This window comes from Stieleria tagensis, from assembly GCF_024129865.1.
Classification (GTDB): domain Bacteria; phylum Planctomycetota; class Planctomycetia; order Pirellulales; family Pirellulaceae; genus Stieleria; species Stieleria tagensis.
Window position 1 is genome coordinate 11,712 of record NZ_JAMYFE010000032.1, and the last position, 25,757, is coordinate 37,468.

Sequence of the window (25,757 nt, forward strand, 5' to 3'; positions counted from 1 at the left end):
TGTTGCCGCATGGCTGCCCAATTTAGCGTTTTATTCGAATCAATCTTACCCTCGTGTGAATCGGACTCGTGTCGCACAGCAAAGAATTAATTTACACATCAGCGCCTCGCGGACTGCGTGCTGGCAGCAAAGGGTTTTGCACTGTTGCGATGACGGCGGGGCTACCGGCGGGTTTGGTTGGACCACTCGAAAACCTGTCTGCGTACCGACACGTAGCCACTCAACCGTCGCCGGTTAACTTTTCGCATGTTCGGCTTACAGTCGCTGGACGAGACGTGACCGTTCTGTCCCGCGTCGGCGATACAGTGGCTGACTACACCGGTCGAACCAACAAGCTTGCTCATCACGTCATCATTGATGATCGGGACCGAGTTGATGCAGGACCCGCGGCACTTCTGCAGTCGGCCGGTTTTGTCGAAACCACGTGGAATGGAGAGGTCGGGGATATCGCACTGGCGAAATCCATCTCCGCCCCAACCGTTGATCCCAGGAAGGCTAATCGTTGGGCAGACGTCGCGGGTGATGCAGGCTGGGCAGGACACGTTGCTGCGTTAATGTCTTCCAAGAGTCCCGCAGTGTGGGTGATTCACAGACCGGACCAGAATCCACACCTATTGGAGATGGTCGTCGAATTGATCTCCATCCTTCCGCTAGATCGTCGCTGGGATGTGACGTTTTCAACATACTGTGGGGAGATACCGCCTGGCGTAACATGCCGCTTGCGGTTCGTTTTAGCAGGGACATCCTTGGCAGACAAAGCGGTCAATCCAATCGACCTGACTCGCAGTGTACTCGGCAGTCCTCCGGACTCCGCTGCAGTAACAGCATCGCGAACTGGAACGATTTGGGATCCGGCACCCGTCGCGGCAATACCCCCAACTTCGATTCCGGTCGGCCCCGAGACAGCTGCAACGGCGCCCGCCAATTCTGCTCATCCGACACTCTCAGATACCGTTGCTAGACCCGCTCTACCAAATCGAGCTAGGCCCCCAAAGAACTTGGCGCCACCGCGGGTGCCGAGTGACTCGCTAGAACAATCTCACCAGGGCATGCATCGACGCCGATTGTTCGCCGCATCAATGATGGCAGCGATGCTTGCCCTGGTGTTTGTGGGCACAGGGTTGTTCTACGTGACCTGGAACAATAGCACAGCAATGTTAGACGAATTGACTTCCGCAGCGAACTTGCCTGTCGAATTGAAAACCAGCTTACTTTCCCAGAATAACGGGAGTCGTTCGGCAGATTTAGAGCAGTCTGATGCATTGACATCCCCGGCACAGCATCAAAATGAACCAGGCGCCCAGCCAGCATCCAAGCCATCGGAGCAAACTGACACCAAAGCGGGCACGGAACCACCATCCGATGAACTGCATAATGCAAAAAAACTGGCGGATCAGATTCAACAATTCAAATCGATCAAACAACAGCATGATGAGTTCATCCAAATAGAGAAATCGCTAAGGGAGCTGCTTTCCGAATTCGATCAGTCGCTGAAATTGGAGACGTTACCTAATGACAAACGGAGTTTCCTCAAGGACCAACGCAAGCCGAAGGAAATCATTGACGAGTTGTACGGTTCAATGGACGAAAGATTCAAAAAGGGTCGGCAGTCAAATGAGGAGATCAACCGAAAAGAGAAGGACTATGAAAATAAGCGATCCAAGCTGAACGAACAGTGGGGGAAATGGAATGACGCTACCGACAACTGGCACTCATTAAGTGTAAAATTGCGGGAATCGGCCAAGCAAAATAAAAAGATTGAGTCATTGCAGCAAGAGTTGCGAGAACGCTGGCAGGAATTCAACTCTCTCGATTCTTTTTCACCCGATGGAATTGAGATTCGGGAAGCCGCGTTGACTAAGTTTGAAAAGAAGATTTCTAACCAACGGAATGACACGCTGAAGAAGATAGAAGACGAGCGAAAACGGCATGTTTTAGAATTCCGTTTCGACTTGAATCTTCGCCGTAACCCTCCACTCAAGATCGATGTTCGTTGTCCATTGACTGAGTTTAAAATTGGCGACATCGACAATTGCTTGATTGTTGGTGACAAGCCACTTTCAGTTCCAAGTGATGGAAAAGAAGTCAAGCTAGAGGAGGGGATCTACCTTATTCGTACAGGGAAACTCTATCAAATTGAATTGCGGGTTTCACAAGCGTTCCACTCAAAATTACTTGGCGACGTGCTCGTAATCGAGCAATCGCAAAAAAAGCTGATTGACTTAGTAAGCGATTTAAACAAGCAGGTGAACGGCGAAAGCCCGCAGAATTCGAAAACATTCCCGGAGTTGATCCTGAACGAAATCAATAAGTCCAGCGAAGAAGACAGAGATAAACGGGATAAGCTGTTTCAGGAAATGGAAAAGAAGATCAAATCAGTAATGCGACAGCTCACGGCGAAAGAATCAACGAAGGGACCGCTTGACGCTTTCTATGACCGAGAGCCGTTGCGGGACCTGGACGACTTGCTAACACTGATGAATCAAAATTCGGTTTCCAGTGATCTCGCGCCTATGTACAATAAAGTCAGACGTACATTTAGTGACTACAAGAGAACACGGCAGGAGTTAGTTGAGGCCTACCGCCGACTGCGAGACGTTGAGGAGATTGACCTAAAACATGTCGTCGACTTTTACAAGGCCGATGCTGATTCGCAGATCGGACAGGTTTCTCGAGACCAAGTAGCAAGTTTTCAATTGTATTTTCTGCCGAAGTTGATCCTCGGTCCGGATTCTCGAGTAAGCCAATAGGTGACTTTGGTCACTAAAAACCGTTTTTAGGTAAGCGTTCACGGTTCGTAGCTATTGTTTCGTTAGACACATTGTTGATTTCTGCACTCTTTCTTCGTCATCCATCATGGACTCAATTCTTCGCCGACTGAACCAGATTCTTGATGGTCACGAGATCGTCGTCTCGGAAGAGTTGCTGCAGAAGGCGAGGGATGAATACGCTGCCGTCGTCAACCCGATCAATGAGAAGCTGGCGCAGATTAGCCAGTTGATTCGACGAGGTTTGCGCAGCGAGGCAATTGCCATGGCGAATGCTCCGCCCTCGCTGATTGACGCGGCGGTCGACTTGGAATTTCCTCGATATGATGAGTTTGCCGAGCTGTTGGGGATTTACGGTGAATCACCACCGCCTCGGATTGATCAGGATGCAATCGCGTTAATTAACGATGCGATGGTCGAGTTGCAACCCATCGATCGACTTCTGCGTCGGCAACGACGCTTGGCCCTCGCTCGCGCACCTTTGGCGTGGCGTCTGCACACATTAAGAGCGATTGCTGCTGCCGATCCAACGTCAACACATTGGCACGATGACATTGAAACGTTTGAGGGGGCACGTCGTCGACAACTCGGCAATGATGTTGCTGAAGCGATTGCACGGGCCGATACCCAACGACTGCAGCTGCTAAAGCAAGAGCTAAGCGACAAGGCGTGGCAACGGAAGCCGACTGCCAAGTTGATTCAGTCGGTCGACAAAAAGCTGCTAGAGTTGAAGACAAGTGCACTGACCGCGGCGCTGACTCAGCACGCGGAGCAACTGCTTGACGCGTCAAACAATTTTGACGAAGCGGGCGGTCGGCAGGCCGTATTGAATTTTCGCCAAGTGGCTGCTGAGTTGGTCGGGTTGGCTGGCAAGGAAGCAATTCCAGTCGACGTCCAAGCCAATGCTGAGTCCGGTTTGGCCTGGATCGATGGGATTGATGCTGAGGCTGTTCGAATCAGGCGTCGCGACACCGCGCTGGATGCGCTGCAGCGAACGCTCGACGACCCCCATTCGTCAATTGGCGTGCTGCATGCGGCACACCAAAACGCAGCGGCGTTTGACGAGCCGTTACCACCTGTGTTGCACAGCCGGTATCAGAATGTTATCGCTGAATTGCAGACACGGGCATCCCGGAAATTTTATCTGGGGATTGCAGCCGTGGTTGCCACCACGCTGCTTGTTGTGGGGACATTGGCCACCTTACAATTGAAACGATCACACAACGACAAGGTTTCGGCCGTCGCCGATCAATTGCAATCCCTGCTTGATTCGAAACAGATGTCTGAGGCTGAACGGTTTATCGCTGTCGTTCAGAAGCAGCAGCCCGCGATCGCACGGGATCCGGATGTCACCAAAATGGTCATTCGACATGCTGAAATGACAAAGCAGGAGACAGATCGGTCCGATCGATTCGCACAAGAATTACAACGAATCGTGGAGGCTGAAACACAGTCTCTCAGGCCTGCGATTTTGTCGGAACTGGAAAAGAATGCGGTCACTCCCACGGAAATAGATCAAGCCAGCCAGCAGCGAAAGCGTTACGAGAGTCATTTAACGGACCAGCGTCGCCAGCAAACGGAGAAATTGGCAGCAACGCTTGAACCACTTCGGCAACAACTGTCTGAGACTTCCAGTATCGCTTGGCAGGAACTCACAGCGGCGGAACTCGATCGCAAGATTGTAGAGCTGGACTCACTGGTAGATGCATTTTCAGAAAGCCAACGCAACTACCCTCAGGCAGCGATCGCACTACTGAACGATGCAACTGCACAATCTAAGCGAGCGGTTGCGGTACGCATGCGATGGTCAAGCGGACGTGCCAAGGCTGAGATGGCGACTAAATTGAGCGAGAGCATCTTCGCATCACGTTCGACGAAGGCGTTGCGGGATAAGTTAAAGGCGTTTGTCGAGACATTGCCGAATCATCCCGCTGCACCTGACTATCAGCGATCTCTAGATTCCTCGCAGTTCTGGGATGCAGCAGACGCATGGAATCAAATGTTGTCGGTAACAACCAAAGCCTATCAGGACAGTTTTTCTCCGGCGTCGATTGAAACTTTTAATCAAGCAAAATCAGCGATGGATCAGCTCGTATCGGGACCGCCGATACCGTTGCCGTCGTCGATTGAAATGTCAGTGCAGCAAGTCGAAAGCCGACGACAGGTCTTAAAAAATATTATTCAACATTGGAACAACTCGCTGTTCTCGCAAGTGATTTCGGTCACTGAGGAAGACGGAAAGGGATCACGTCATTTTGTTTACCAGAGCTACTACGATAAGAATCGCGAGGCATTCTCGTTTCAGCCAAATCTTTCCTATAAGGGGCGAGACATTGAAACAATCACGTCTGCTGATGGATCGGTCTCCAAGACCCGAATAAAGGGTGAATTTGTGATCAATCTGGAACCAAGCGAGACGGTCCAGTTATTGCAGGCCAGCTTTCAGCGCAATGAGAAAGATTTTCTGATCGACTGGGACGGTGCAATGCTGAAGATGTTGGCAATGGTTGGCAAGCGGGTTGGACTGGATGAGACTGTTCGCGAGGTAATCACCTTTCAATTATTGGAAAATCTGATCGAGGGTTCCCCAGCAGCCAAGAATTCCTTGCAAGGAGTGGCCAATCAAATGGTTGGACGCAAAGTAAATTGGGGCGATTGGTTTCGTCCGGCAGTTCCAGCCGCGTCTACTGTTTCATGGCTGCAGGCTGAGATTTACCCTGCTCTAGGGCAAGCTTATCAAAAACGATTGCAACCTAATTTTGGTTTAAAACGGCTCAAGGAACTGCGACTCGTACCAGTGGGTGTGGTCATGCAAAAAAACTCGCATTCAAGTGACGTAGCGGGTCTTTCTAGTTCCCGTATTCGATGGTGGCGGTCAATCGACACGCTGCCCGCAGGTACCCTATTCGTCGTTCGTCGTGATCCGGAAGATCCTTTGAAAGGCGAATGGATATCTGTCGGTGGTCTGAATGATGGTCAGCAGAGAATTGACGCAATGATCGATGGTGTTTCAGCGGGACAACTGGTTTTTCTCCAACCCACTCCACTGGAAAATCGAGTGTTGGGAAATTGGCCGACCGAACTCCGTCATTCTCTCCTCTGCCGTAGTATGACCCGGGCCGGCTGTGCAGATCTGACTGGAACCGGATCGGTGACTAAATTCGGGCAAGCCAACGATCTATGAATCCGTTCCGTTATCAACTCAATTTCAGTTTATTGTCAGGACTACTTTCGCGTGTCGCAATCTAAACCCAACGCTTCAGAGCGTTTTGTAGTCCGTTTCAAAGGCAAACGTATCGGCCCGCTATCGCAGGACCAAGTTGAACGTATGGTTTCTCGAGGGCAACTGACCGAGCAACATGAAATTTCCAGCGAGAGTCTCGACGGTTGGCAACGAATTGGGCTTTGGCAAAAGCGAAATGATCAAGAAGAAAGCAAAGCCGGTTTGAATAAGGCGAGTCAAACTCAAGAAACGACCGCGTCCGTTTCAAGCTCACAGTCGTCAGAGTCGCAACCCAATCGTATAGATCCAACCAGACCAAATGCAATGACCAGTGCAGCTGGCGACTGGTACATGGCCGTTGGCAGTGAACATCATGGACCTCTGGACGAACCAGCGATTGGTGCTTGGATCCGCGATGGGCGCATCACTGCCACCACGTTGGTATGGCGCAGCGGCATGGAAACGTGGTGCGAAGCGGCTGAAGTTTTTCCTGGTGTTTTGAGCTCTGCGACAGCACAACCTCCCGTGGTCGTATCGACCGACAATTCGCCGGCTCCCAATGCAGACTTTGCGGCGACCGACCGAAAGGGTTGGGTGTTAGCCTTGTGTGTTTTAACTTACCTTTTTGCTATCGAAACCATCGCGACCGCAATATTCCTGATTTACAGCGGCATCTTGACTCGAAACATGGGAACGGGAACGACACTCACGATTGCTTCTTTCGCAACGTTTTGCTTTGCGATGCTGCTATTCTCAGCGGCCATTCACATGACACGCCTAGTTGCGTCGTTAGATCGGTTGAGCCGAAATGGCTCTGCAAAGCACGCTCGTGAAGTCGCGGTGAACGATCGCCGTGTTTGGATCGCTGGAGTCTGTCTCGCATCCGCTTTGGTCATGTGCCAGACAGCAGCATTTGTACTTTTCATGGTTGGCACTGCCCGCGTCAGCTAGCGTACCTTGGTGCTTGTGTTCAGAATCACCTTGTCCTTCAACAACGAGACATATCATTTCCGCTGACGCACTCTCCCCAACGCCTGGTCGATTGTCGATTGCTGCCGGTGATCCGGAAGCGATGTTTGGCCTTTCGTCTACCGGCGGGACATCTGTTCGGACTTCTCTGGCCGGATTAATCGGGCTTATTCTGACGGCCGTATTCTATGGGGTTCTTATGATTTTGCCCGATAGTGGTTTCAAAGAAATGATGACCGAACGAGGTCCCACTCAATATGCTGCTGTTCTGCTCGGATTTTGGGCTTCGGTAATATTGATTGTCAAGCAACGAAAACTTGCCATCCAGCGTCGCGCGTTGAGACACGCAGTAATACCAGAAAACCAAGCGTTTGTGCTGACTCGTGACACGGCTTCGGATATCCTGGGCACAATCTATGCGATCGCTGATTTTCCCGAACGGTTCTTTGTCTACAATCGAATCTTGGTGGCAATGTCCAGCTTAAAGAACTTAGGACGCATTGGTGATGTTGATGAGGTGCTGCGGTCGATGGCGGACCGCGATGAGTCGGCAGTACATACGTCATTCGGAATGCTTGGTGGGTTCCTTTGGGCCATCCCCGTGCTGGGTTTCATTGGTACTGTGCTTGGCTTGGCTAATGCAATCGGGAATTTCTCGGCTCTCCTCGACGGTCAGGATGATGTGGCAGGAATCATTGGATCTCTGCGGGAAGTAACTGGTGGGTTATCGACTGCATTTGAAACCACGTTGATTGCGCTGGTGATTGCAATGGTGTTACAACTCTGGATTACGGTTCAACGAAAGGATGAAGAAGAGTTTTTGGACCGTTGCCAGGACTATTGCTTGCGTCAGATTGTCAGTCGAATGCGTTCCGATGATGCATTGCCTGTTAACTCCAGTCAGCCAGTCATTGCATCGCCGATTTCCGCAATGCGGTCGTCGGACATTTCCAGAGCGAATTAGCAAGTGCCACGATCGCGAAGTTCCGCTCCAGGCGTTTCCTTTTTTGCATTTCAAGATATCATCACTGCGGTGGTCGGGATTTTTATCTTGATCACATTGATCATGATCCTTGAATTAATTGAAAAGATCGACGCTAAGTCTCGAAGCACTGCCGGCGATGTTGCTGCCATCGTGCGCGTCATTGAACAGACTCGCATTGCTGCTGATGCAATACAGTCGGAACTTTCGAAGTCCACTGCATTGGCGAACCGACAGAGCGACGCGCTGGCAGTGGCTGATGAGATTAATGCCGAAATGCTGGATAAGCAAATTGAAACGCAAAATAAGCGCTCTTTAGAGTTGCAACGGCAGGTCGCTTCGATCCAACGTCAGGTCGATGATTCCCAGCGACGACAGGAAGCCGCCCGTCATGAAAATGAAAGGCAACGGCAGCAGGACGAAGCACGAATCCAGGAAGCCACTGAAGAGGCGGATCGTTTGCTGGGACGAGCGGGGAAGTTGCGTGACACGACTTTCCCAATGTACAACGGGACACTGGGCGACGGTCGGGGTCTAGTTGTGATTCGCTTGGGTCCCCACCCGGAATATGACGGGATTGATCAAAGCCATGTTCAAATTTCGATGCGCGACGGCGACGCTCGACGACGTTGGATTTACAATGATGTGGACGATCTATTGCAAGATTTGAATAAACGTGATCACACTCGCTATCACTATGTCGTATTGATCGCACCCGGAGGTGCTGCTGACTTCCATGACTTGCAGGAATACATGGACGCTCGCCAATCGAGAATACGCTACGGATTTGATGTGATCGGGAGGGATGATGGCATGCGGTTGATTTTCGAGCTGGAGGACCAATGAGCCGATATCGTGACCGATCCAGCGGAGATAGTTTTGATCTCTTCTTGGACACCATCTGCAACACATTTGGGGGAATCGTTTTTCTCGCTATCTTGGTTGCTCTGCTAGCAAAAGTGCGTCAAGATCCGGCGGGTGCCACTGCGAGTCCAGTTGTTGACGCGGTGACGATCAGTCGACTTCAAGATGAATTGGTACGCCAGGCTACGCGATTGCAAGAATTGGAAACAGTCCGTGGATCTTTACCCGTGCCAGTCGTTGATTCGTCGCTAACCGAATTAGTTGAACTGCGTAATCAATTGGAATTGATACAGACGGATAACTCTAAGTACACCCAAAAGCGGAATGAATTAGGCGAGACTTTGGTTAACATCGCAGCTCGTTCTCTGGAACTTGAGTCAGCCGCCGCCGACAATGCTGGGCTCGTGCAAGCCGCATTGCATCGACTTGAAGTTAGTCGCACCGCCTGGGAGTCTAGCCTCGCAACCGTTGGCCAAACGCTGAAAGTCCCCAGTGTGAAATCTGGAGCTGGAACTAATGCGATGATTGGGCTAAGCGGTGGTGAAGTATTTCTAGTCTGTTCGCCCGACGATGGTGTTGGCGAGTTCTTTGAGCAGCATGTAGTAACGACCGACCAGGGCTTCGGTGTTTGGAATGTTCGATTTCGCTTCGGCAGAGGATTGCGCCTGGAAGGACCAAGGTCAGAGTTTGCGTTGGTTGAAACCGCCAACCGGATTAGCCGATACGGAGGCACCTTAATCATCGTTGTCTTTCCAGACTCGTACCAATATTTCGCTAGGGTTCGAGACATTTTCAAACGATCTGGCATGAATTACGAATTGTGGGTTAAAGCTGAAGCCGAAGACTTCACATTCTCCTATGGCGGTGGATCCGGTCGAGTTCAATGAGTGTTACCGGATAGATGAGCTAGGATTTGTTTGGGCATTGGCCGAGTACTGTTTTGATTCAACGGAAATTGGAATTTGCGAGCCGGCGAGCACGCTGCATTCCCTCCCGATCCCTTGAACCAAGTGTGATTTGCCAAGGCCGCTCCTGCGCACCAACGCAATTTTGTCGCCACGCGTTATGAACTCGCCGCTCGCCAGTTCTTCAAACGGGAATGACCGGGGACGGGAATGACCGGGGACGGGAATGACCGGGGACGGGAATGACCGGGGACGGGAATGACCGGGGACGGGAATGACCGGGGACGGGAATGACCGGGGACAGAGCCCATCAGCTAGCGGTTGTCGCTCGCCAATTGGGGAGTCATCGACGACAGTCGCGATTCTCCGTGTCAATAGCGGTTAGGAACTGAACCGCTTTAGCGGTCTGGCTGGCAGCCATTTGGCACTGTCAGGCTAGTACGCTCACGTTTTTGGAACCCGTAACTGCAACAGGCGTAATGGCTTACGTAGGGCTGTGATCGCACGTGCACCTATCCGGTTGCAGCGCGGCAACTCCGCCAAACTGGCTGATTTGAAACCGCTGTCGACAATTCTCGGGACGTTTTCAACGACTGCGAGCAGTTAACCCTGCATTGTTCACCAGCAGTGTGTTGATCGAGTAATTTTGAGCGTCAAATTTCCGATTTGTTTCCCGAGTGCTGAATCGGCGCAAAACGGCCCGTTGCCCAATTTCGTTTTTCTCGGCGCTGGGCATCGTTTCCAGCGAAGTACTTCAGGCTCATGAGCGTGAGTCGGTGGCGGCTGAAGCCACGGGCCGGTTCGCCTGTGAAGTCGGTGATTCCCACTATTCGATTCGCCCGATCCGGCGTGACGATAATGGCCCGGCTGATTCGGCGATGCGAAGGATCAGTCGCCGTGAATACTTGATCACCTCGCAGCCAACCTTCAGTACGAACAAGACGCTGGAGATTCCAGCAGGCACCAACGCTCTCTTCAAGCGCCCGGGATAAGGTCACCACTTCATACTTTCATCGCCGCCGGATGCCAGCGATGGAAATCGGGGCAGAACGGTTTCCACGAACACTCGCTAAAGGTCGGAACGTGTCAATGACTGCCGGCGGGAACGCCGTGTGCGAAAGCAACGCACACCATCAGCAAGAGGCGACTAGCAGATTCGAACTGCTGTAGACGGATTTGCAATCCGCTGCCTAACCACTCGGCCAAGTCGCCTGCTGGAAATGGAAAGAGTAGGAAAACTTTCCAAAATCGTCAAGAACACCCCGATCGTCATTCTCAGCCATTTAGCTGTGATTGGGAGAACCGTTCCTGTCGTGAAGTCAGGTATCGGAAACTTCGGGTGCGGGCTTGAATGACATCGGTAGAATTCAAAAAGTTCGCGTCAGCGATTGGCCGCACTGTTCTTGGCAACTGGCCAATGTGCCACCCAAACGGGCGTCTGGCGCTGTCCGTGCGACGCAGTGCCTCACGCGCCTGCACAGACCAGGCGGGGGTGCTAATCTATGCCCTTTCCCCAGCCCACCGAACGACAGAGCCCCCTCCCGCCCTATGAGCGATCCGCTTGACCCTTCCGTTGCCGCTGACTCTACCGACGACAGCATTGTTTCGCCACAACGCGAATCGACTTGGCAACAAATGAAGACCACGGAAGACTGGTGGGCAATCTGGTGCGCAGCTGCCTTGCTATTGGTTTCGTTTCTCGCCGTTTGGATCGCCTTGCCGTCTGGCGTCGCCGATCGTTTGGCGGCCGGCGAACAGGTATCGGTTGTCAGCCCGCTGAAGGCTTGGTTGGGCAAACCAGGCAGCTGGGAAGAAAACCCGATCGACGCGTTTTACGTCGCCGCCAGCGGTGACGCAGAGGCAAAGTCGATGTACTGGGGCGTGTTGGGCGCCCTGCTGATCATCGGCGTGTTGTTCACGATCGCGATGAAGTTGCGTGGTAAAGACGCCGCCGGATTCGCCGTCGCCTTTCCCGTGGTGTTTGCGCTAGCCACGATTGCCTATGTATTGGCCGGACAAAGCACCATCAAAGCGTACAACTTGGAATACGCACTGTGGGCGTTGTTGGTCGGGTTGATCATCAGCAATACCCTGGGCACCCCGGGTTGGCTTCGACCGGCAGTGCTGACGGAATTTTTCATTAAAACCGGCCTGGTGTTGTTGGGAGCGGAAGTGCTGATGGGGCGGCTGATGGCACTGGGGTTGCCGGGGATTGGCGTGGCTTGGGTGGTCACCCCGATCGTATTGATCAGCACCTATGTGTTCGGACAAAAGGTGCTGAAGATTCCGTCGAAGTCACTGAACATGGTGATCAGTGCCGACATGTCGGTCTGCGGCGTGTCGGCTGCAATCGCGACCGCTGCGTCCTGCAAAGCCAAAAAGGAAGAACTCTCGCTAGCGATCGGTTTGTCACTGTCGTTCACCGTTGTGATGATGGTGTTACTACCGATCATCATCACAGCACTGGGATTGTCCCCCGCAGTGGGTGGGGCGTGGCTGGGTGGCACGATTGACGCCACCGGCGCGGTGGCTGTCGCCGGCGCGACGCTGGGTGAAGAAGCGTTAGAAGTAGCCGTGACGATCAAGATGATTCAAAATATCTTGATCGGTGTCACTGCGTTTCTGGTGGCGGTTTACTGGGTCACGTACGTCGAAAAGACGCCTGGTGCACCACGTCCAGGTATCGGTGAGATCTGGTATCGATTTCCTAAATTTGTGCTCGGTTTCATCGCCGCATCGATCCTGTTTTCGCTGCTTCATAATCAACTGGCCGAGGGCGGATTGATCATTGATGCAATGATCAAGGGATCAACAAAAACCCTGCGTGGTTGGTTGTTCTGTCTGGCGTTTGTGTGCATCGGATTGGAAACGAATTTCCAGCAATTGATGCCCTACTTTCGTGGCGGCAAACCGATGGTCCTGTACGTCTGTGGCCAAACACTGAACCTGTTGTTGACGTTGTTGATGGCCTACTTGATGTTCGAAGTGATTTTTCCGGGAACCGGTCAATGACGCGGCAGCGGTGGAATTTCATCTTCGCCGTGACCTTGATCGCGGCCGTTTGGGGCATTGTGCTGCCGATGCTGTCCAAAAGTGACGTCGTCCGCGCCCGCCGAGCTTGGCTACAGCAACAGCGGATTGATCCGGCCGCGATGTACTACACCGAATTGCCGATGATGGACAACATCCTGGACCGGATCGATCGCTGATTTTCCCTTCCAGTCGACTCCTTGCCTCCTCCGCCGGAGCCGCCTGGCAACCTGCAATCCAATGCAGGCGACGTGCAATCGGTTGCACGTTCCTGACGAGAGCCTGCTGGTTTCGGCGGGCTTTTAGGTGCGGATGATTCATCAACCATGAACTTCTAGCCGACGGTTCCATCTGACTCACATTGCAACTCCCAAGAAGAACCGGACGCTTGCGCGTGCCGTTTGATTGGCGCCGAATGTTTTCTGCCTGGTTTGCCTAACACTCGACCACCAATGAATTTGCGTCGATCGATGCCAGTCTCATCGATCATCCGATCCGTGGCTGGACGGATGGGGACGAACGGAGTCGCCACCGGATTACAGGTGGCGTTCATAGCGTCGTAGAACTGCCGGAAGCGGCGAATCGACGCACGCTTGGCACGCCACATGCGTTCGCCAATCATGTGGCTGCTGATTCGATTGCGGGATCCTCGGGCCGCCCTATCGCCAGAAGAACTCTGTTTGGAACCTGCCCAATGATCGCGCCCCCCTTCGGTGTACTGGTCGTTGACGACGAACCCAATATCCGTTCGGGATTGGCCAAGGGGCTCGCGGCCGATGCCGACCATCTTTCCACCGCCGGGACCGCCGACGAAGCGCTCGCGCTGTTTCAACAGCGAACCTATCAACTCGCCATCATTGACGTGCGGCTGAACTGTGGCACGACCGGGATCGAGTTGATGAAACAATTGCATCAACTGCGTCCCCAGACGTCGGTCATCGTGATCACGGCACACGGAACCGTGCAGACGGCGGTCGACGCGATGCGCGCCGGCGCCTTCGATTTTGTGCTCAAACCACTCGACCTGAACTTGGTCCGTCAACAGACTCGCCGCGCCCGTGAACACGATGCGCTGCGTGTCGAGAATCAACTGTTGCGCAGCCGGCTGGTCGGTTCGGGCGAAATGCCTCAGATCGTCGGCAATGGTGCGGCAATGCAGTCGGTGTTTCAACAAATTCGCCAAGTCGCCGATACCGAAGCGACCGTCATGATTCATGGCGAGAGCGGCACGGGTAAAGAATTGATCGCACGTGCACTGCACGATCTAAGTGACCGCAGTTCCGCACCGTTTGTCGCAGTCAATTTAGGCGCATTGCCCGAAACGTTGTTGGAGAGTGAATTGTTTGGGCACGAAAAAGGTGCCTTCAGTGGAGCCTCGCGACAAAAACCCGGCTGTTTCGAGCAAGCAGCATCTGGAACGTTGTTTTTGGACGAAGTCACCGAGATGTCGGCGAAAAGCCAAATCGACTTGTTGCGAGTGCTGGAAACCCGCAATTTCACCCGGGTAGGCGGCGAACAATTGTTACATTCCGAAGCGCGTGTGATCTCGGCGACCAACCGCTCCGTGACCGAGTTGATCAAGGACGGTTCGTTCCGCGAAGACCTGTATTATCGACTGAACATCATTCCAATTGAAGTTCCACCGCTACGCAGCCGACGCGAAGACATCCCCTTGTTGGTGGACCATTTTCTGGAGACGTTTTGTGAGCGGCATCACCGCACGATCAAACGCATGGTGCCCGAGGCGATGGACATGCTGACCGCTGCGACGTGGCCTGGCAACGTCCGACAACTGCGCAACGCGATCGAGCGGATTGTGGTCACCAATGTCGGTGACGTGATCGAAAAATGTGATCTGCCGACCGAGCTGATGAAGACGCCATCGGTTCCCATCGTTTTGCCCAATTCATTGTCCGAAGCCGTGGAAGGCTGCGAGCGGGACACGATCAAGCTGGCTCTCCAAGCCTGTGGTCTGCACCGCGAAAAAACCGCGCAGACGCTCGGTATCAGTGTGCGAACCCTGCACTACAAGATGGGGCGCTACGGTCTGCATTAAAGCCCGGACCGACCTAAGAACGGAGGGTTAAACCCGTCGATCATACAATTGGTGCATCACCGGGGTGCAAGGGCTTGCAGTTTCTGCATTGAATTGCATTGCCGACCCTCCCAATTGCCGCTGTTGTACCAGTTGTCGCAACGCTTTGATTTGCGAAATTCTTAATAGGAAAAGCGTTCTCTGGATTTCATTGCAGCGCTGCTACGGCGGGTCAATGGTCATTGGCATGCAACATGCATTACCCCGAATCGCACCACCGAGTGTCGCCATTGCATTTGCCCCCTCCAGAAATGAAACATTGATCATGTACCGCAAAATCAAATTGAAGCGGCAAGTTCATGATTTGCGAGCTAACGAATTCGGTTCGCTTGCCGATCTACGTGAAACCGCTGAATCACCCGATCAAAACATTTTGATGATTTGCTGTGCCGATCACGGTCTCGTCGTCGACGACCTGTCATTTACCGATCAACAGCACTGCGTGATCGTACGCAATATGGCGGCATCAATTCCCGGATCGTGTTTGGTGGGCAGTTCGGCAACCATCAACGGGATTCAGTATGCCATTCGCCGACGCAACGTCCAGGACATTATTGTTTGTCACCACTTCAATTGTTTGCTGGCGGCGCATTGGATGAAACCATCTTTGAATCCCGTGATGGTCGGCCCGGCTCGGGAGTTCATTCAGAAAGCCAAACATGTGGTGGATGAACATTATCACTACACCAACCAACGCGAACGACTGGGGCTGATGGTTTGCGAGCACACGTTGTTTCAGCTGGAAAACCTGTGCTCGCATGACTTTGTCAGGAACCGATTGGAATCCGGCCAACTTCGTTTACACGGTTGGGTCGTGGACGACGACACGGCTCGGGTGTTGTCGTTCGATCCGATCGAACACGCCTTCACCGGCCTGGAGCAGCTTGCCAACCAGGACCGCATCAGCTAGCCCGCTGTCTGTCCCACGGGTCATGGCTAAACTGGTTCGAATCGATTTGGACCAAACGCAATGACAACAAGTGGACTCGCGATGTTTGATACACACGACGGCCGGGGTGTGCGGCGGTTCGCCGCCGGACTGGCCGTTTTAAGCCTACTGACGTCGTCTGTCACGGCATGGATTTTGGCAAACGTCCGACGAGAACAAGAAATCGTTGGGCGTCTCATCGAACACCTGCCGCAAAGCGATTTGCAGGTCGCCAACGAATTGTCGGGTGACCTCAGTCTGCAGAGCAGTTTGTCATTTTTGTTGGTGCTCAATATCGTCGCCACCGCGATTGCATTTGCCCTGGTGGTACGAGGCTACTTGAGCAGCGAACGGTCATTGCAAGATGCCAAAGTGTTGTCCTCGGATATTCTCGCCAGCATGGATGTCGGTGTGATGACAACCGACAAAAACGGACTGTTGACCAGCATCAATCCCAGCGGACGAGAATTGATTGGACTAGATGATGATGGAATCGGTAAACGTCTGGCAAAGATGGGAAATGAACATGAATTGCTACACTCCATTTGTAGTGAAATCAGTGACCACCACCATCCCATCCGCGACCGCGATTATTGCATCACGCATCATGGTCACAAAAAAACGCTACGAGCCGGTTGTACGATGTTGCATAATCGTCAAAAGGAGCAAATCGGAATGGTGATCCAAGTCCGCGATGTCACCGAAAAAGCGTTGATGGAGGAACGACTGCGTCGGATGGAACGCTACATGGGGCTTGGTTCGCTGGCCGCAGGGTTGCAGCATGAAATCAAGAACCCTCTGAGCGCTCTTTCACTGCACATCCAACTGCTGTGTGAACGTTTGGATCAAGGGTCTTATGACGACGAAGTGGCTGAGTTGCTAGACATTCTGAACACCGAAGTCAAACGCATCAATGATGTCCTGGATGGGTTCCGCAACTATGCCTCGGTCACCGAATTGGGGCGGACGCCGGTCGACATCACGCTGTTGATTGAAAAGCTTGCCAGACTCTTGCGGCCTCATGCCGAAAAGCATCATGTCAAAATCCGGTTTCAAAAACCCGCCAATCCGATCGGCATGGTCCAAGCCGACTCGGTCCGCTTGGAACAGGTGTTTTTGAATCTCGCACTCAATGCGACTGCAGCGATGCCCGATGGCGGAACCCTTTCCTTCCGATTGGCGCAACAAGACGGGTTTGCACAAATTGAAATCGAAGACACTGGTAACGGGATTCCGCCGGAAATCCAGTCAAAAATCTTCGATCCCTACTTCACCACACGCAATGAAGGCACCGGAATGGGGCTGGCGCTTTGTGACAAAATCATCCGCCAACACGACGGCAGCATTGACTTTCAAACCGATCCGAACGGCACCACGTTCACCGTGCTTCTTCCGTTCGGATCGGCAGCAGAACAAAAGGCCTAGTGGCTATGGGCCAGCTGCCTGATTGACCACATGCAGTTGGTCGATCGCCAGTGCACCTAGCGGCTGCCTGGTGCCATCGCTCCACACCACTGCGACGTCCTCGACTGAATCGGAATCCCCCAACCCAAACGTCAGCGGCAATTCGACTTGCGAAAGGTAACTTTTTGTCGGCATGACCTGCTTGCGCTGTGTCGATCCGTTGGCCGTCACTTCCACCCATGACCCAATCGCGTCGCGATTGCACCGCTGAGAGTCTCCAGTCAATTTGATGCGTAAAAAGTGGTGCCCGAGTTGCTGGTCGTTGCGCAACAAACGTGGTGCGCGTCCAGTCGAAGTGATCAGGATGTCCAAATCACCATCGTTGTCGATGTCGGCATAGGCAGCCCCACGGCCGACCATCGGTTTCAGCATGTCCGGCCCGGCCAACGATTGGTCGACCGGCAAGAATTCTGAACTGTTGCGATGTCCGGCATTCCAGAACAACTGGGGTGGTTGTTCGTAGTATTGACTGGCCTGGACCCGATTGATGTCTTCTTCCAAGTGGCCATTGGCACAAAACAAATCGGCACGGCCATCAAGGTCATAGTCCAGATAACACAATCCAAAGGTCAATAGGGATCGCGTTGTTGGCCCCAATCCGGTCGAAACAGCTTCATCATAGAACTGCATCTGACCAGACGGTGTCACATAGAATGCGGTCATTTCGTTGGCAAAGTTACCGATCGCAACCGCCATCGATTTTTGATTTCGAAAGGCTGTGATATCAATCCCCATCGCACCGCGAGCGTTTCCGGTGGAATCAAACGCGATCCCGGTCAACACGCCGACGTCAGCGAAATGGCCTTGCCCGTCGTTTCGCAACAATACGTTTTGGACCGTATCATTTGCGACCACCACGTCCAAGGCACCGTTGGCGTCAAAGTCACAAAACGCCAGTCCCAATGATTTGGATCGTGGCACGCCGGTGGCATCATTACGAAGCTGAACGCCGGCGGATTCTGAGACGTCGGTGAACGTGCCGTCACCATCATTCTGATACAGGTAGGGGAACGTTCCCTCGAAATTTTGCGGTCGCCCATAGGCGCGTCCGCCGCCAACCAGTTGAAAATGTTGCGATTGGTCATACTCGCGACTCCACTGGACATAGTTGCAGACGAACAGGTCTAGATCGCCGTCGTTGTCATAGTCAAACCAACCCGCACTGGTGCTCCAGCGATCATCATCTCCGCCCACGCCGGCGGCTGCGGTAACGTTTTCGAATTGCCCGTCACCCAAATTGCGATACAGCTGATTGGTTCCCACGGCTGTGATCAAGACATCCACCAAACCATCGTTGTCGTAGTCACCGACCGCGGCGCCCATGGCATACAACGCATTGTCAAATCCGGAACCTTTTGTCACGTCGGTGAACTGGCCGCCATCATTGCGATACAGAACCGATGTATTCGACCGACCGCTCGACGGATCGTCCGACCAGTCCATGGAATTGACGAGCAACAAATCTTGATCGCCGTCGTTGTCGAAATCAAAGAACGCACAACCGCCGCCCATTGTTTCGGGTAACAATTTGTCGCCGTGAGCACCATTGTTGTGAACAAAGGTGATTCCCGACGCATCGGTCACGTCAGTGAAGAGGGTTTTGGGCGGCCGGATCGTTGGTGCTTGACGAATCTTCACTTCTGCCAATTCCGATTCACTGACCGGCGCAGGTGGTAATGGTCGGGACAACCAATAGCCGACCGCACCGCCGGCTAGCGCGATCACAATCAGTCCGACCAGCGAAGCACGAAAGGCGCGGCCGATGATCGCGTCGTCTCGTTCTTCGGTCGTATCATCCGTTTCGTCATGGCGCACAGGACGTTTTTCAGTTGACATCGGTGGTCTCCTTCGTCGTCTTGTCGGACGTGGCTTCGGGCTCATGGGCTTCTTCTTCTTGACCAGGCTCACTGTCGCGATGCAGCGAGTAAATCACGACAGCTTCGGCAGCGTGGTTGGCCGCGGGATACTTTTCCCGGGCCAAACGAATGGCACGGCCTTTGGCATTGTCATCGGGTTTGTAACGCAGGTGCAGCGATTGGTGCTTGTCCGATCGCGATTGATCACCCAGTTTTTCGTACAGCAATTGCAAATTGAAATGCGCGGTGACGTTTTCAGGGTCAATCGTCAACGTTTTCTCGAATTGATCAACCGCCTGTTGAAAATAGTCTCGGCTCTCCTCCAGACGTTCCTGGCGAACGCGAACCACACCTAGATCGAACAGGGTCCGCCCGAGTTGGTTAATGACTTCGATGTCTAGACTGAAATCGAACCCCCGCATCCGCATGTCAGCGGTCTGATCTTCCAACACACTTCGCAGGTTTTGCACGGCTTCTTCCAGTCGATCCTGCTGAGAATTGATCACACCGGATAGCCATGCCCATGTCCAACGCGGAAAGCCGTCGGTCTCGCGATACTCGTTGGCGCGGTTGAGTGCCTCGACCGCTTCGTCCAATCGGCCTTCGGCGTTCAAAACACGCGCCAGATTGAGACCACCGTCGTAGCGTCCCAATTTTTCGACTTCGGAAAACGCTTGCTCGGCCTGACGCAACTCGGATTTCCCCTTCAACAGCAATCCGATTCCATAGTCGTTCCAACGCTGCCAACTGGGAATCGCACGCTCCGGATTCTCAACGGATTTGTCGACACCCTCGACAGGGAACACGATCGTGTCGACCGCCATCGTCGTGATCGGCAACTCATTATTGTACGGTTGCCCCGGTTCGTAGCCGCGAATGTTTTGACCAAGCTTGGCGTTTCGCTTGGAAACAAAATCCATGTACCGTTGGTCAAATTTGCGATACTGCAGCTTCACCTCGACTTTAATCGGTTCACGAACGTCGTCCGGGACGTGCAATCCGTAGTGAACGGTCTGGCCGGCCCCCGGCGGGATCTGGTGGTTGTACAACGGTGTAAAGATGTCTTGAGGGTTACGGCGATCGATTCGATTGCCGTCTTTGTCCAACATGAACACGTTGACAAAGTGCGACCAGGGATCCACCTCGTTGTACTTATCCTGGTTGACCGCACCACTGCGTCCGATCACTCGATCGCCACTGGTCACCGTGACTTCCAACCAGATTTCATTGGAATCCACTGTGCCTTGGGAGAACAGGTGCCCGAGTTTCAACGTTCGGATCACTGTTTCCAACAGGTAGTCATTGCCCGGTTTCAGAGCCGGAACCAGCGGTCGCAACGGCGCGATCAGCTTGCCATCAATTTGGCCTTCTTCGCGAATCCCAAAGATGTCGACACGCGTGACGTCTTTCAAAAATTCTTGATGTGCCTTGATGATGTCATCGCGATCTCGCAACCAAGCCATTCCGGTGTTTGCTGATGGAAACAGGTGGTCATGCACACTCAGTTCGTCGGCATCGTCAAAGTGATTGGCACCAAAATCATTCGATGCCACCAACGGCATGTGACATTTGCTGCAATTATCAACTGCTTTAGGCGGATAATAAAAACTGCGTGCCCCGTGTCCCGATACTCCGCTAAACAAGTAGGGGTCGTAATGGTTTTGGCCGCGCAAGAATTCCTTGTAGTGGTTCAGCGCCTGGGGCAAGTGGACTTTATGGCAAGTCGAACAGAATTCTGCCGTTTTATGAAACGGTTTCAGAAACGTCTTTTTGTGGAACGACGGTTTCGCTTTGACCAACTGATTATTGATCCATTGCAACGCCGCGTTGTCGCTGTTGGCAAACGGATAGTGCAAAGGTTCCTCGATGGTGTAATCCGCATTGCCGCGAACGCTGTTGACGTTCGTGATCGCGTGACAGACGGTGCAGGTGATACCAGCGTCTGCCGTTTCATGATTCAAGACATCAAACTTGGGATCGTCAAACGCCCCTGAAAAGAAGGGCACGGGATCGTGACAACCAGCGCACCAGCGAGAGGCTTGGACGGATCCGTCACGGGCCAACGACACCTCCCGCGTTTCATCAACACTTGCCAAATAGGTTGGATTGTTAAACGAACTGAAGCGATGCACGCTGTCCGACCAGTCTTTGTGAATGTCGGCGTGACACTTCAGACAATAGTCGTCGTTCATCATCGCGTCGGCCGGAATGAAATTCCCCGACGAAGTCCGTGCTAATGAAGGTTCGAAATACTGCACGCCCGATTCCGGACCGACTGCGTTCCATTGCCGAGGGTCTTGCATTTGCAATGCGACCATGACGGCAACAGCGGCAGCGGTGACGCCAGCAAAACTGAGCCCGATTCGCCATTTAATTCGCGGTCCGGCGAGTCGATGAAGCCAGTACAACCAAATGGTGACCAGAGGACAGGCGAAGTGCAGCCAATAAACGGTGTTGCGGGCGATCGGCGTCTTCAGATCGAACCCGCCGATTCGTACCAGCAAGATCCCGGTGATCAAGACGATCAAACTGACCGCGAAGAGCGCATAACCGATTCGCACGGCGCGGCGATTGCGACGATCTTTGGTAATCCACATGTGGATAAAACCAAACACCACCAACGGAACGATCAACAACAGCCCCATCACGAGGTGCGCCAGAAACATGTACTGGTAAAAATAGCCTTGGTAGGTTTCTGCTTTCGCCCATTCCAGAAACGTGACGCTGGAGAGATAGCCGGAATTGGCGAACAACAACGCAGAAAGAATGAAAATCAGATAAAGCAGTTTGCGAAGACGCGGGCCAACGGCGCGCACGTACTTCTTCTTTTTGGGCGCCGCCACCGAGGCGTTACCGGCTGAAACCGAAGACATGGAATGATTCCTAACGAAGATAAGTCTGTACCATTGAACCGATTCCCCAATCATAAGGATTCGGCGACAAAGCTCCGGCGATCGCACCCGCGTTGCGGGTGGCGAAGGTTGAGGTTTGAATGCGGCAAGCACAGCGGGCGCAGGCGAATCAACCGTCTGCAAAAGAAACGCAGGCCTGTTCCATCGAAGGAACAAATGGGAATGCGAGATCGCTGTCCTAAACCGGCATGCAATCCATGCAACGCATCGACGATGACCGGTACGGCAAAAACCTAAAGACGTTCTGGCGGGCGATCGACGGTGGCCGGAAACCCACTGGGCAACTCCAGCTGATCTTGAACCGAGAGGCGATGGTTCAAAGAATCGCAGTCCGATGCGCCATCATGCAAACAAGCAATTTGTTGTTGCAGTCGGTGACTAACTGGTGCCGAGGGAGCTTCGGAGGGAATTGCAGGCGCCCGTTGGCACAACGGGCCATTGCAGGGACGCGTTTGCGGCACGGGTGTTGGTGGCAATCGCTGATCCAGAAATGGACTGCCCCAAGAACGACGCAAACCCATGTTCTCGCCGGCATGCTGCGAATCTCCATGATTAGCTCCGGCCAACCAATCACCACAACTGGCAGACGCCGACCGCGGCGCAATCGCACCGGTCGAAACCGCAATCAGAGCAATGAGGGTCAGGAAACGCAGCATAGAGATCGGTCAAGAAATCGGTGAACAGATTTTCCCAGCCTACGTGATAGTTGGAAATCGGTCAACTTAATTGTCTCAGGAAGGGGCGTTTGGGCAACCTTCGGATCGTTGGCGAATCAATCACAGGTCCGATCGAATGAAGAAAACCTTCGTTTTTGAAATCGATGATCCGGCATTTACCGCTTTCCCACGCGATTCTAGGCCAAAGCAGCCTGAATGCGGCCGACCAGACCATTGTCACGGTCGCCGGTGCCCGGCAACAGGTGCGCGGCACTGGCCAGATAGGCGTTTCGGAATTCAGGCGAAACCGCGTAGTAATCCTCCAGTGCAGCCGAGCTGAACTTGTAATCATGCGAGTCGTTGCCTTTGAGGAACACCAATCGCCGGGCGGTGTTGATCAATGTTTCTGGTTTACCACCGTTGTCCAGGTAGCTGCGCATCTCGCTGGCAGCTTGCTCACGGTTTTTAGAAACGGTGTCAAAAATCGTTTGCACCTGGGGCGTTGACTCCGAGTCAGCTGAGACAAAGGCGGCATCAATCCTGTTCGTTCCGACCTTGCCGCGCGATTTCATCGAATCACGGAACGACGGGATGAAGGCTGCGTTTTGCAACAACAATTCACGCCGAGTCCGCTGGCGAAAGGCTGTTCGATAAGAAAACTGCATTGCGTTGGTGGTGGTGGCCGAATGCAGTGCAATGATCCCAGGCTGCTGGGCCAACATTTCCGCGGCCGACAAATACAACGCGTCACTCACCGACTGGACCGCGATTCCATCGGAAATCATCTTCACGGTTTCCTCAACGGCTTGCTCGGGAGTCGCGCTTCGCAAGGTGTCCAGCAGATCGCTGGTGGCAGTGGCATCCAGACGTCCGCGCTGCCAATTCTGGTCCACCTGGTCAAGCTGTTGCTGGGTCACACGCCACGCCGCATCGGCCGGCAAATCGCTGGTCGACGGGTTGGGGTCGCCTTCGTGGTTCAAGATCGCATAGGCCAGCGAACGCAACACGGGTTCCGCGTATCGCCAACCGATACACTGCAGCGTGCGGTAGGAGTTTGCAACGTAGATCGCTTTGTGACCGATGCTGCGATAATCACGGCATCCGTAATGCGCCATCAGATCAAACACCTCCGCAGCGCTGGCGGATCGACACAGCGAAACGACGGCCGCATCAGCAGCTTCAACGTCCCAGGAATCCATCGCCTGGCGAAATGCTTTCTTGGCTTGATGCGACGGCGGCAACTTGGACGAGTCAACTGCGGACATCGTCCAGTTCCCTTCATTGACATCACGGGCCTGAGACGATTTGAAATAATCCAGCGCCCAGAAAATCGGCAGCCAGCGATCGCTATCGGGCGCCGCCAGACTGGCTAAATGAGCTGAATTGACAACCAACACCGCGTGGAATTTGAACCCCACACTCGGTCGCGGCTGAACATTGCGGACACCGGCCAACAATAGTGCCGCCAAGACTTCGCGGTAGCTGGTACCGGACTGAATTTTTTGCGCAAACACCTCCACCACTTTCTCACGCGGCGTGTCTTCCAACAGCCGAACCAACGGTTCGATCTCGGGTGCAAACTGCACCGCATCGGCAGGCAGCTGGCTGTCGGCGGCGGAGACCGATGGCAACTGTCCAAGGAAACCAAATTGATCCAGCGAATACAGTGCCCCCGCAGCGCCCAGCGAATGGAGGCTCACTGATTTCAAAAAACCACGGCGTTGGGAATCGATCGGTCGGCTACTCATCGGATTGGCCTGGGGATGGATGGCAAGGAAGGCAGGGAACTGTTGATTGTAACCGGTAGACGAATTCGACTGGCAGGCAAACAATTGCAATCCATCTGCTAGGCGATCTGGCGTCGCCGGGCTGCAGACGCTTCCCCAACCTGGATTCAACCACCGCTATGCTTTCCCAACACCGCTTTCGAACCGCTCCGATTGGCTTGATCATGGCTGCAATCATGACGACGCCCCACACCGCAGGGGCACAAACCGCGGACGATGATTCTCAGCCACAACTGGTGCGTCGCAATCAAGTCCAATTGACTTTGGCAGGGGCAGAGCGGGCGATTGTGGCCAGCCGATCCAAGGCGGAACAAATGGGCGTGAACGTCAACATTTCCGTTGTCGACGACGGTGGACATTTGTTGGCGTTTGTCAGAATGGATGGTGCGCGTCCTGGTAGTGTTTACACGTCGATGACCAAAGCCACCTCCGCCGCGACCAAACGTGGGGCCACCGGTCCGCTGCCCAACGCCGATTCGGCCAACACCCATTTGAGCTTGGCCGTCGAAGCGGCTGCGGCGGTCAGTGGCGGAAAATTCACGACCCTCAAAGGTGGCGTTCCAATCGTCATCAACGACCAAGTGATCGGCGCCGTGGGTGTCGGCGGGGCAACCGGAGAACAGGATGCAGAAGTCGCCACAGCCGGCGTCGCTGCACTCACACAGGAGATCGAATCGATGGGAGATGCACTGTCAGCAGACGACGGCAACCACACAAAGGATTCGATTGTTGGCAACTGGTTGGCTGAATCAATCGAGCAAGCCGGCGTGATCGACCGAGTTCAAACGACGTTGCAAATTGCCGCCGACGGGTCCGTTTCCGGCGACACGGGTGTGAACCGCTTTCACGGGAAAGCGGAGATCAATGGAAATGAACTTCAAATCGGTCCCACCGCAATGACACGCCGCGCCGGACCACCGGCGATGATGGACCAAGAATCTCGATTCGTTGCGGCACTCGGGAAAGTTAAACAGTTTCGTATCGACGACAACGGAATGCTGTTTTTATTGGATGCCAACAACGCTGAACTTCTGCGAATGTCCCCACTCCCATCGTCGAACTAGTCATGTTTCAATCGCTGTGAATGGAAACGCCGCTGGTTGAATGAGTCGCTGCGCAGCGTTTAAGGGGGAGGGGAGCTCGGCAAAACCCTGATCACACTTCCGCAAACGGGCTGTTGATTTAGTTACCCAACGCGTGAGTTTTGAAGCCGACGCTTTTGCGTGGGGCATTGGTTTTTGGTAACCCGAAGCGTCAGCGAGGGATCCTGTTAACACCCTAAATCCCTCGCTGACGCGCTTTGAAGTTGCGCTTATGC

Annotated in this window: 16 protein-coding genes and 1 tRNA gene; 12 read left to right on the top strand and 5 right to left on the bottom strand. The window is 53.5% G+C overall.

Features of this window, described 5'->3' with window-relative positions:
• Positions 1 to 68: 68 nt before the first annotated feature.
• The 6 genes from NHH03_RS06510 (at position 69) to NHH03_RS06535 (ending at position 9,693) form a co-directional block, all read left to right on the top strand.
• Positions 69 to 2,750 carry a GAP1-N2 domain-containing protein gene (locus NHH03_RS06510; RefSeq protein WP_253154952.1) on the top strand — a complete coding sequence of 894 codons (2,682 nt, stop codon included), beginning with the start codon at positions 69 to 71 and terminating at the stop codon, positions 2,748 to 2,750.
• 934 nt (positions 2,751 to 3,684) lie between these two features.
• Positions 3,685 to 5,952 (top strand): hypothetical protein, encoded by a 2,268-nt coding sequence (locus tag NHH03_RS06515; protein WP_253154953.1) that lies wholly within the window; start codon positions 3,685 to 3,687, stop codon positions 5,950 to 5,952.
• A 51-nt stretch (positions 5,953 to 6,003) separates the two neighbouring features.
• Entirely contained in the window at positions 6,004 to 6,942 is a 939-nt protein-coding gene (locus NHH03_RS28125; protein ID WP_253154954.1) for a DUF4339 domain-containing protein, read from the top strand.
• Between the two features lie 91 nt (positions 6,943 to 7,033).
• The gene (locus NHH03_RS06525; protein ID WP_253154955.1) at positions 7,034 to 7,924 is read left to right on the top strand and encodes a MotA/TolQ/ExbB proton channel family protein; all 891 of its coding nucleotides are present in this window, start codon (positions 7,034 to 7,036) and stop codon (positions 7,922 to 7,924) included.
• Positions 7,925 to 7,927: 3 nt separating this feature from the next.
• On the top strand, positions 7,928 to 8,788 hold the full coding sequence (locus NHH03_RS06530) for a hypothetical protein (RefSeq protein ID WP_253154956.1): 861 nt from the start codon (positions 7,928 to 7,930) through the stop codon (positions 8,786 to 8,788).
• Positions 8,785 to 9,693, top strand: a complete 909-nt coding sequence (locus NHH03_RS06535; protein ID WP_253154958.1) for a hypothetical protein — start codon at positions 8,785 to 8,787, stop codon at positions 9,691 to 9,693. The genes NHH03_RS06530 and NHH03_RS06535 overlap by 4 nt, the downstream gene beginning before the upstream one ends.
• A gap of 671 nt (positions 9,694 to 10,364) precedes the next feature.
• Here NHH03_RS06535 and NHH03_RS06540 read toward each other — a convergent pair.
• Positions 10,365 to 10,712 (bottom strand): hypothetical protein, encoded by a 348-nt coding sequence (locus tag NHH03_RS06540; protein ID WP_253154959.1) that lies wholly within the window; start codon positions 10,710 to 10,712, stop codon positions 10,365 to 10,367.
• Positions 10,713 to 10,852: 140 nt separating this feature from the next.
• A tRNA-Cys gene (locus NHH03_RS06545) sits at positions 10,853 to 10,923 on the bottom strand.
• 336 nt (positions 10,924 to 11,259) lie between these two features.
• On the opposite strand from NHH03_RS06545, the gene NHH03_RS06550 reads away from it, so the two are divergent.
• The 5 genes from NHH03_RS06550 to NHH03_RS06570 all read left to right on the top strand — a co-directional run bounded on the left by NHH03_RS06550 (position 11,260) and on the right by NHH03_RS06570 (position 17,189).
• Positions 11,260 to 12,723 (top strand): YeiH family protein, encoded by a 1,464-nt coding sequence (locus tag NHH03_RS06550; RefSeq protein WP_253154960.1) that lies wholly within the window; start codon positions 11,260 to 11,262, stop codon positions 12,721 to 12,723.
• The gene (locus NHH03_RS06555; RefSeq protein WP_253154961.1) at positions 12,720 to 12,920 is read left to right on the top strand and encodes a hypothetical protein; all 201 of its coding nucleotides are present in this window, start codon (positions 12,720 to 12,722) and stop codon (positions 12,918 to 12,920) included. Before NHH03_RS06550 ends, NHH03_RS06555 begins: the two co-directional genes overlap by 4 nt.
• Positions 12,921 to 13,435: 515 nt before the next feature.
• A complete protein-coding gene (locus NHH03_RS06560; RefSeq protein ID WP_253154962.1) occupies positions 13,436 to 14,797 on the top strand; it encodes a sigma-54-dependent transcriptional regulator in 1,362 nt (453 codons plus the stop codon).
• Between the two features lie 226 nt (positions 14,798 to 15,023).
• On the top strand, positions 15,024 to 15,746 hold the full coding sequence (locus tag NHH03_RS06565; RefSeq protein ID WP_253154963.1) for a carbonic anhydrase: 723 nt from the start codon (positions 15,024 to 15,026) through the stop codon (positions 15,744 to 15,746).
• 81 nt (positions 15,747 to 15,827) lie between these two features.
• Positions 15,828 to 17,189: a two-component system sensor histidine kinase NtrB gene (locus NHH03_RS06570; protein WP_253154964.1), complete on the top strand. Its 1,362-nt coding sequence runs from the start codon at positions 15,828 to 15,830 to the stop codon at positions 17,187 to 17,189.
• 3 nt (positions 17,190 to 17,192) lie between these two features.
• On the opposite strand, the gene NHH03_RS06575 is transcribed toward NHH03_RS06570, so the two are convergent.
• The 3 genes from NHH03_RS06575 to NHH03_RS06585 all read right to left on the bottom strand — a co-directional run bounded on the left by NHH03_RS06575 (position 17,193) and on the right by NHH03_RS06585 (position 24,400).
• On the bottom strand, positions 17,193 to 19,064 hold the full coding sequence (locus NHH03_RS06575) for a CRTAC1 family protein (RefSeq protein WP_253154965.1): 1,872 nt from the start codon (positions 19,062 to 19,064) through the stop codon (positions 17,193 to 17,195).
• Positions 19,054 to 21,957, bottom strand: coding sequence for a tetratricopeptide repeat protein (locus NHH03_RS06580; protein ID WP_253154966.1), 2,904 nt, complete (start codon positions 21,955 to 21,957; stop codon positions 19,054 to 19,056). The genes NHH03_RS06575 and NHH03_RS06580 overlap by 11 nt, the downstream gene beginning before the upstream one ends.
• Before the next feature lie 892 nt (positions 21,958 to 22,849).
• Positions 22,850 to 24,400 carry a hypothetical protein gene (locus NHH03_RS06585; protein ID WP_261364122.1) on the bottom strand — a complete coding sequence of 517 codons (1,551 nt, stop codon included), beginning with the start codon at positions 24,398 to 24,400 and terminating at the stop codon, positions 22,850 to 22,852.
• Between the two features lie 203 nt (positions 24,401 to 24,603).
• Between NHH03_RS06585 and NHH03_RS06590 the strand changes: the two genes are divergently transcribed.
• The gene (locus NHH03_RS06590; RefSeq protein ID WP_253154968.1) at positions 24,604 to 25,503 is read left to right on the top strand and encodes a heme-binding protein; all 900 of its coding nucleotides are present in this window, start codon (positions 24,604 to 24,606) and stop codon (positions 25,501 to 25,503) included.
• Positions 25,504 to 25,757 lie beyond the last annotated feature (254 nt).

Excerpts from the sequence above, each read along its gene's own strand:
- NHH03_RS06570 (WP_253154964.1), top strand. The coding sequence starts at position 15,828 with ATGTTTGATACACACGACGGCCGGGGTGTGCGGCGGTTCGCCGCCGGA.
- NHH03_RS06585 (WP_261364122.1), bottom strand. The coding sequence starts at position 24,400 with ATGAGTAGCCGACCGATCGATTCCCAACGCCGTGGTTTTTTGAAATCA.
- NHH03_RS06555 (WP_253154961.1), top strand. The coding sequence starts at position 12,720 with ATGACGCGGCAGCGGTGGAATTTCATCTTCGCCGTGACCTTGATCGCG.
- NHH03_RS06575 (WP_253154965.1), bottom strand. The coding sequence starts at position 19,064 with ATGTCAACTGAAAAACGTCCTGTGCGCCATGACGAAACGGATGATACG.
- NHH03_RS06560 (WP_253154962.1), top strand. The coding sequence starts at position 13,436 with ATGATCGCGCCCCCCTTCGGTGTACTGGTCGTTGACGACGAACCCAAT.
- NHH03_RS06550 (WP_253154960.1), top strand. The coding sequence starts at position 11,260 with ATGAGCGATCCGCTTGACCCTTCCGTTGCCGCTGACTCTACCGACGAC.
- NHH03_RS06565 (WP_253154963.1), top strand. The coding sequence starts at position 15,024 with ATGCAACATGCATTACCCCGAATCGCACCACCGAGTGTCGCCATTGCA.
- NHH03_RS06535 (WP_253154958.1), top strand. The coding sequence starts at position 8,785 with ATGAGCCGATATCGTGACCGATCCAGCGGAGATAGTTTTGATCTCTTC.
- NHH03_RS06580 (WP_253154966.1), bottom strand. The coding sequence starts at position 21,957 with ATGTCTTCGGTTTCAGCCGGTAACGCCTCGGTGGCGGCGCCCAAAAAG.
- NHH03_RS06590 (WP_253154968.1), top strand. The coding sequence starts at position 24,604 with ATGGCTGCAATCATGACGACGCCCCACACCGCAGGGGCACAAACCGCG.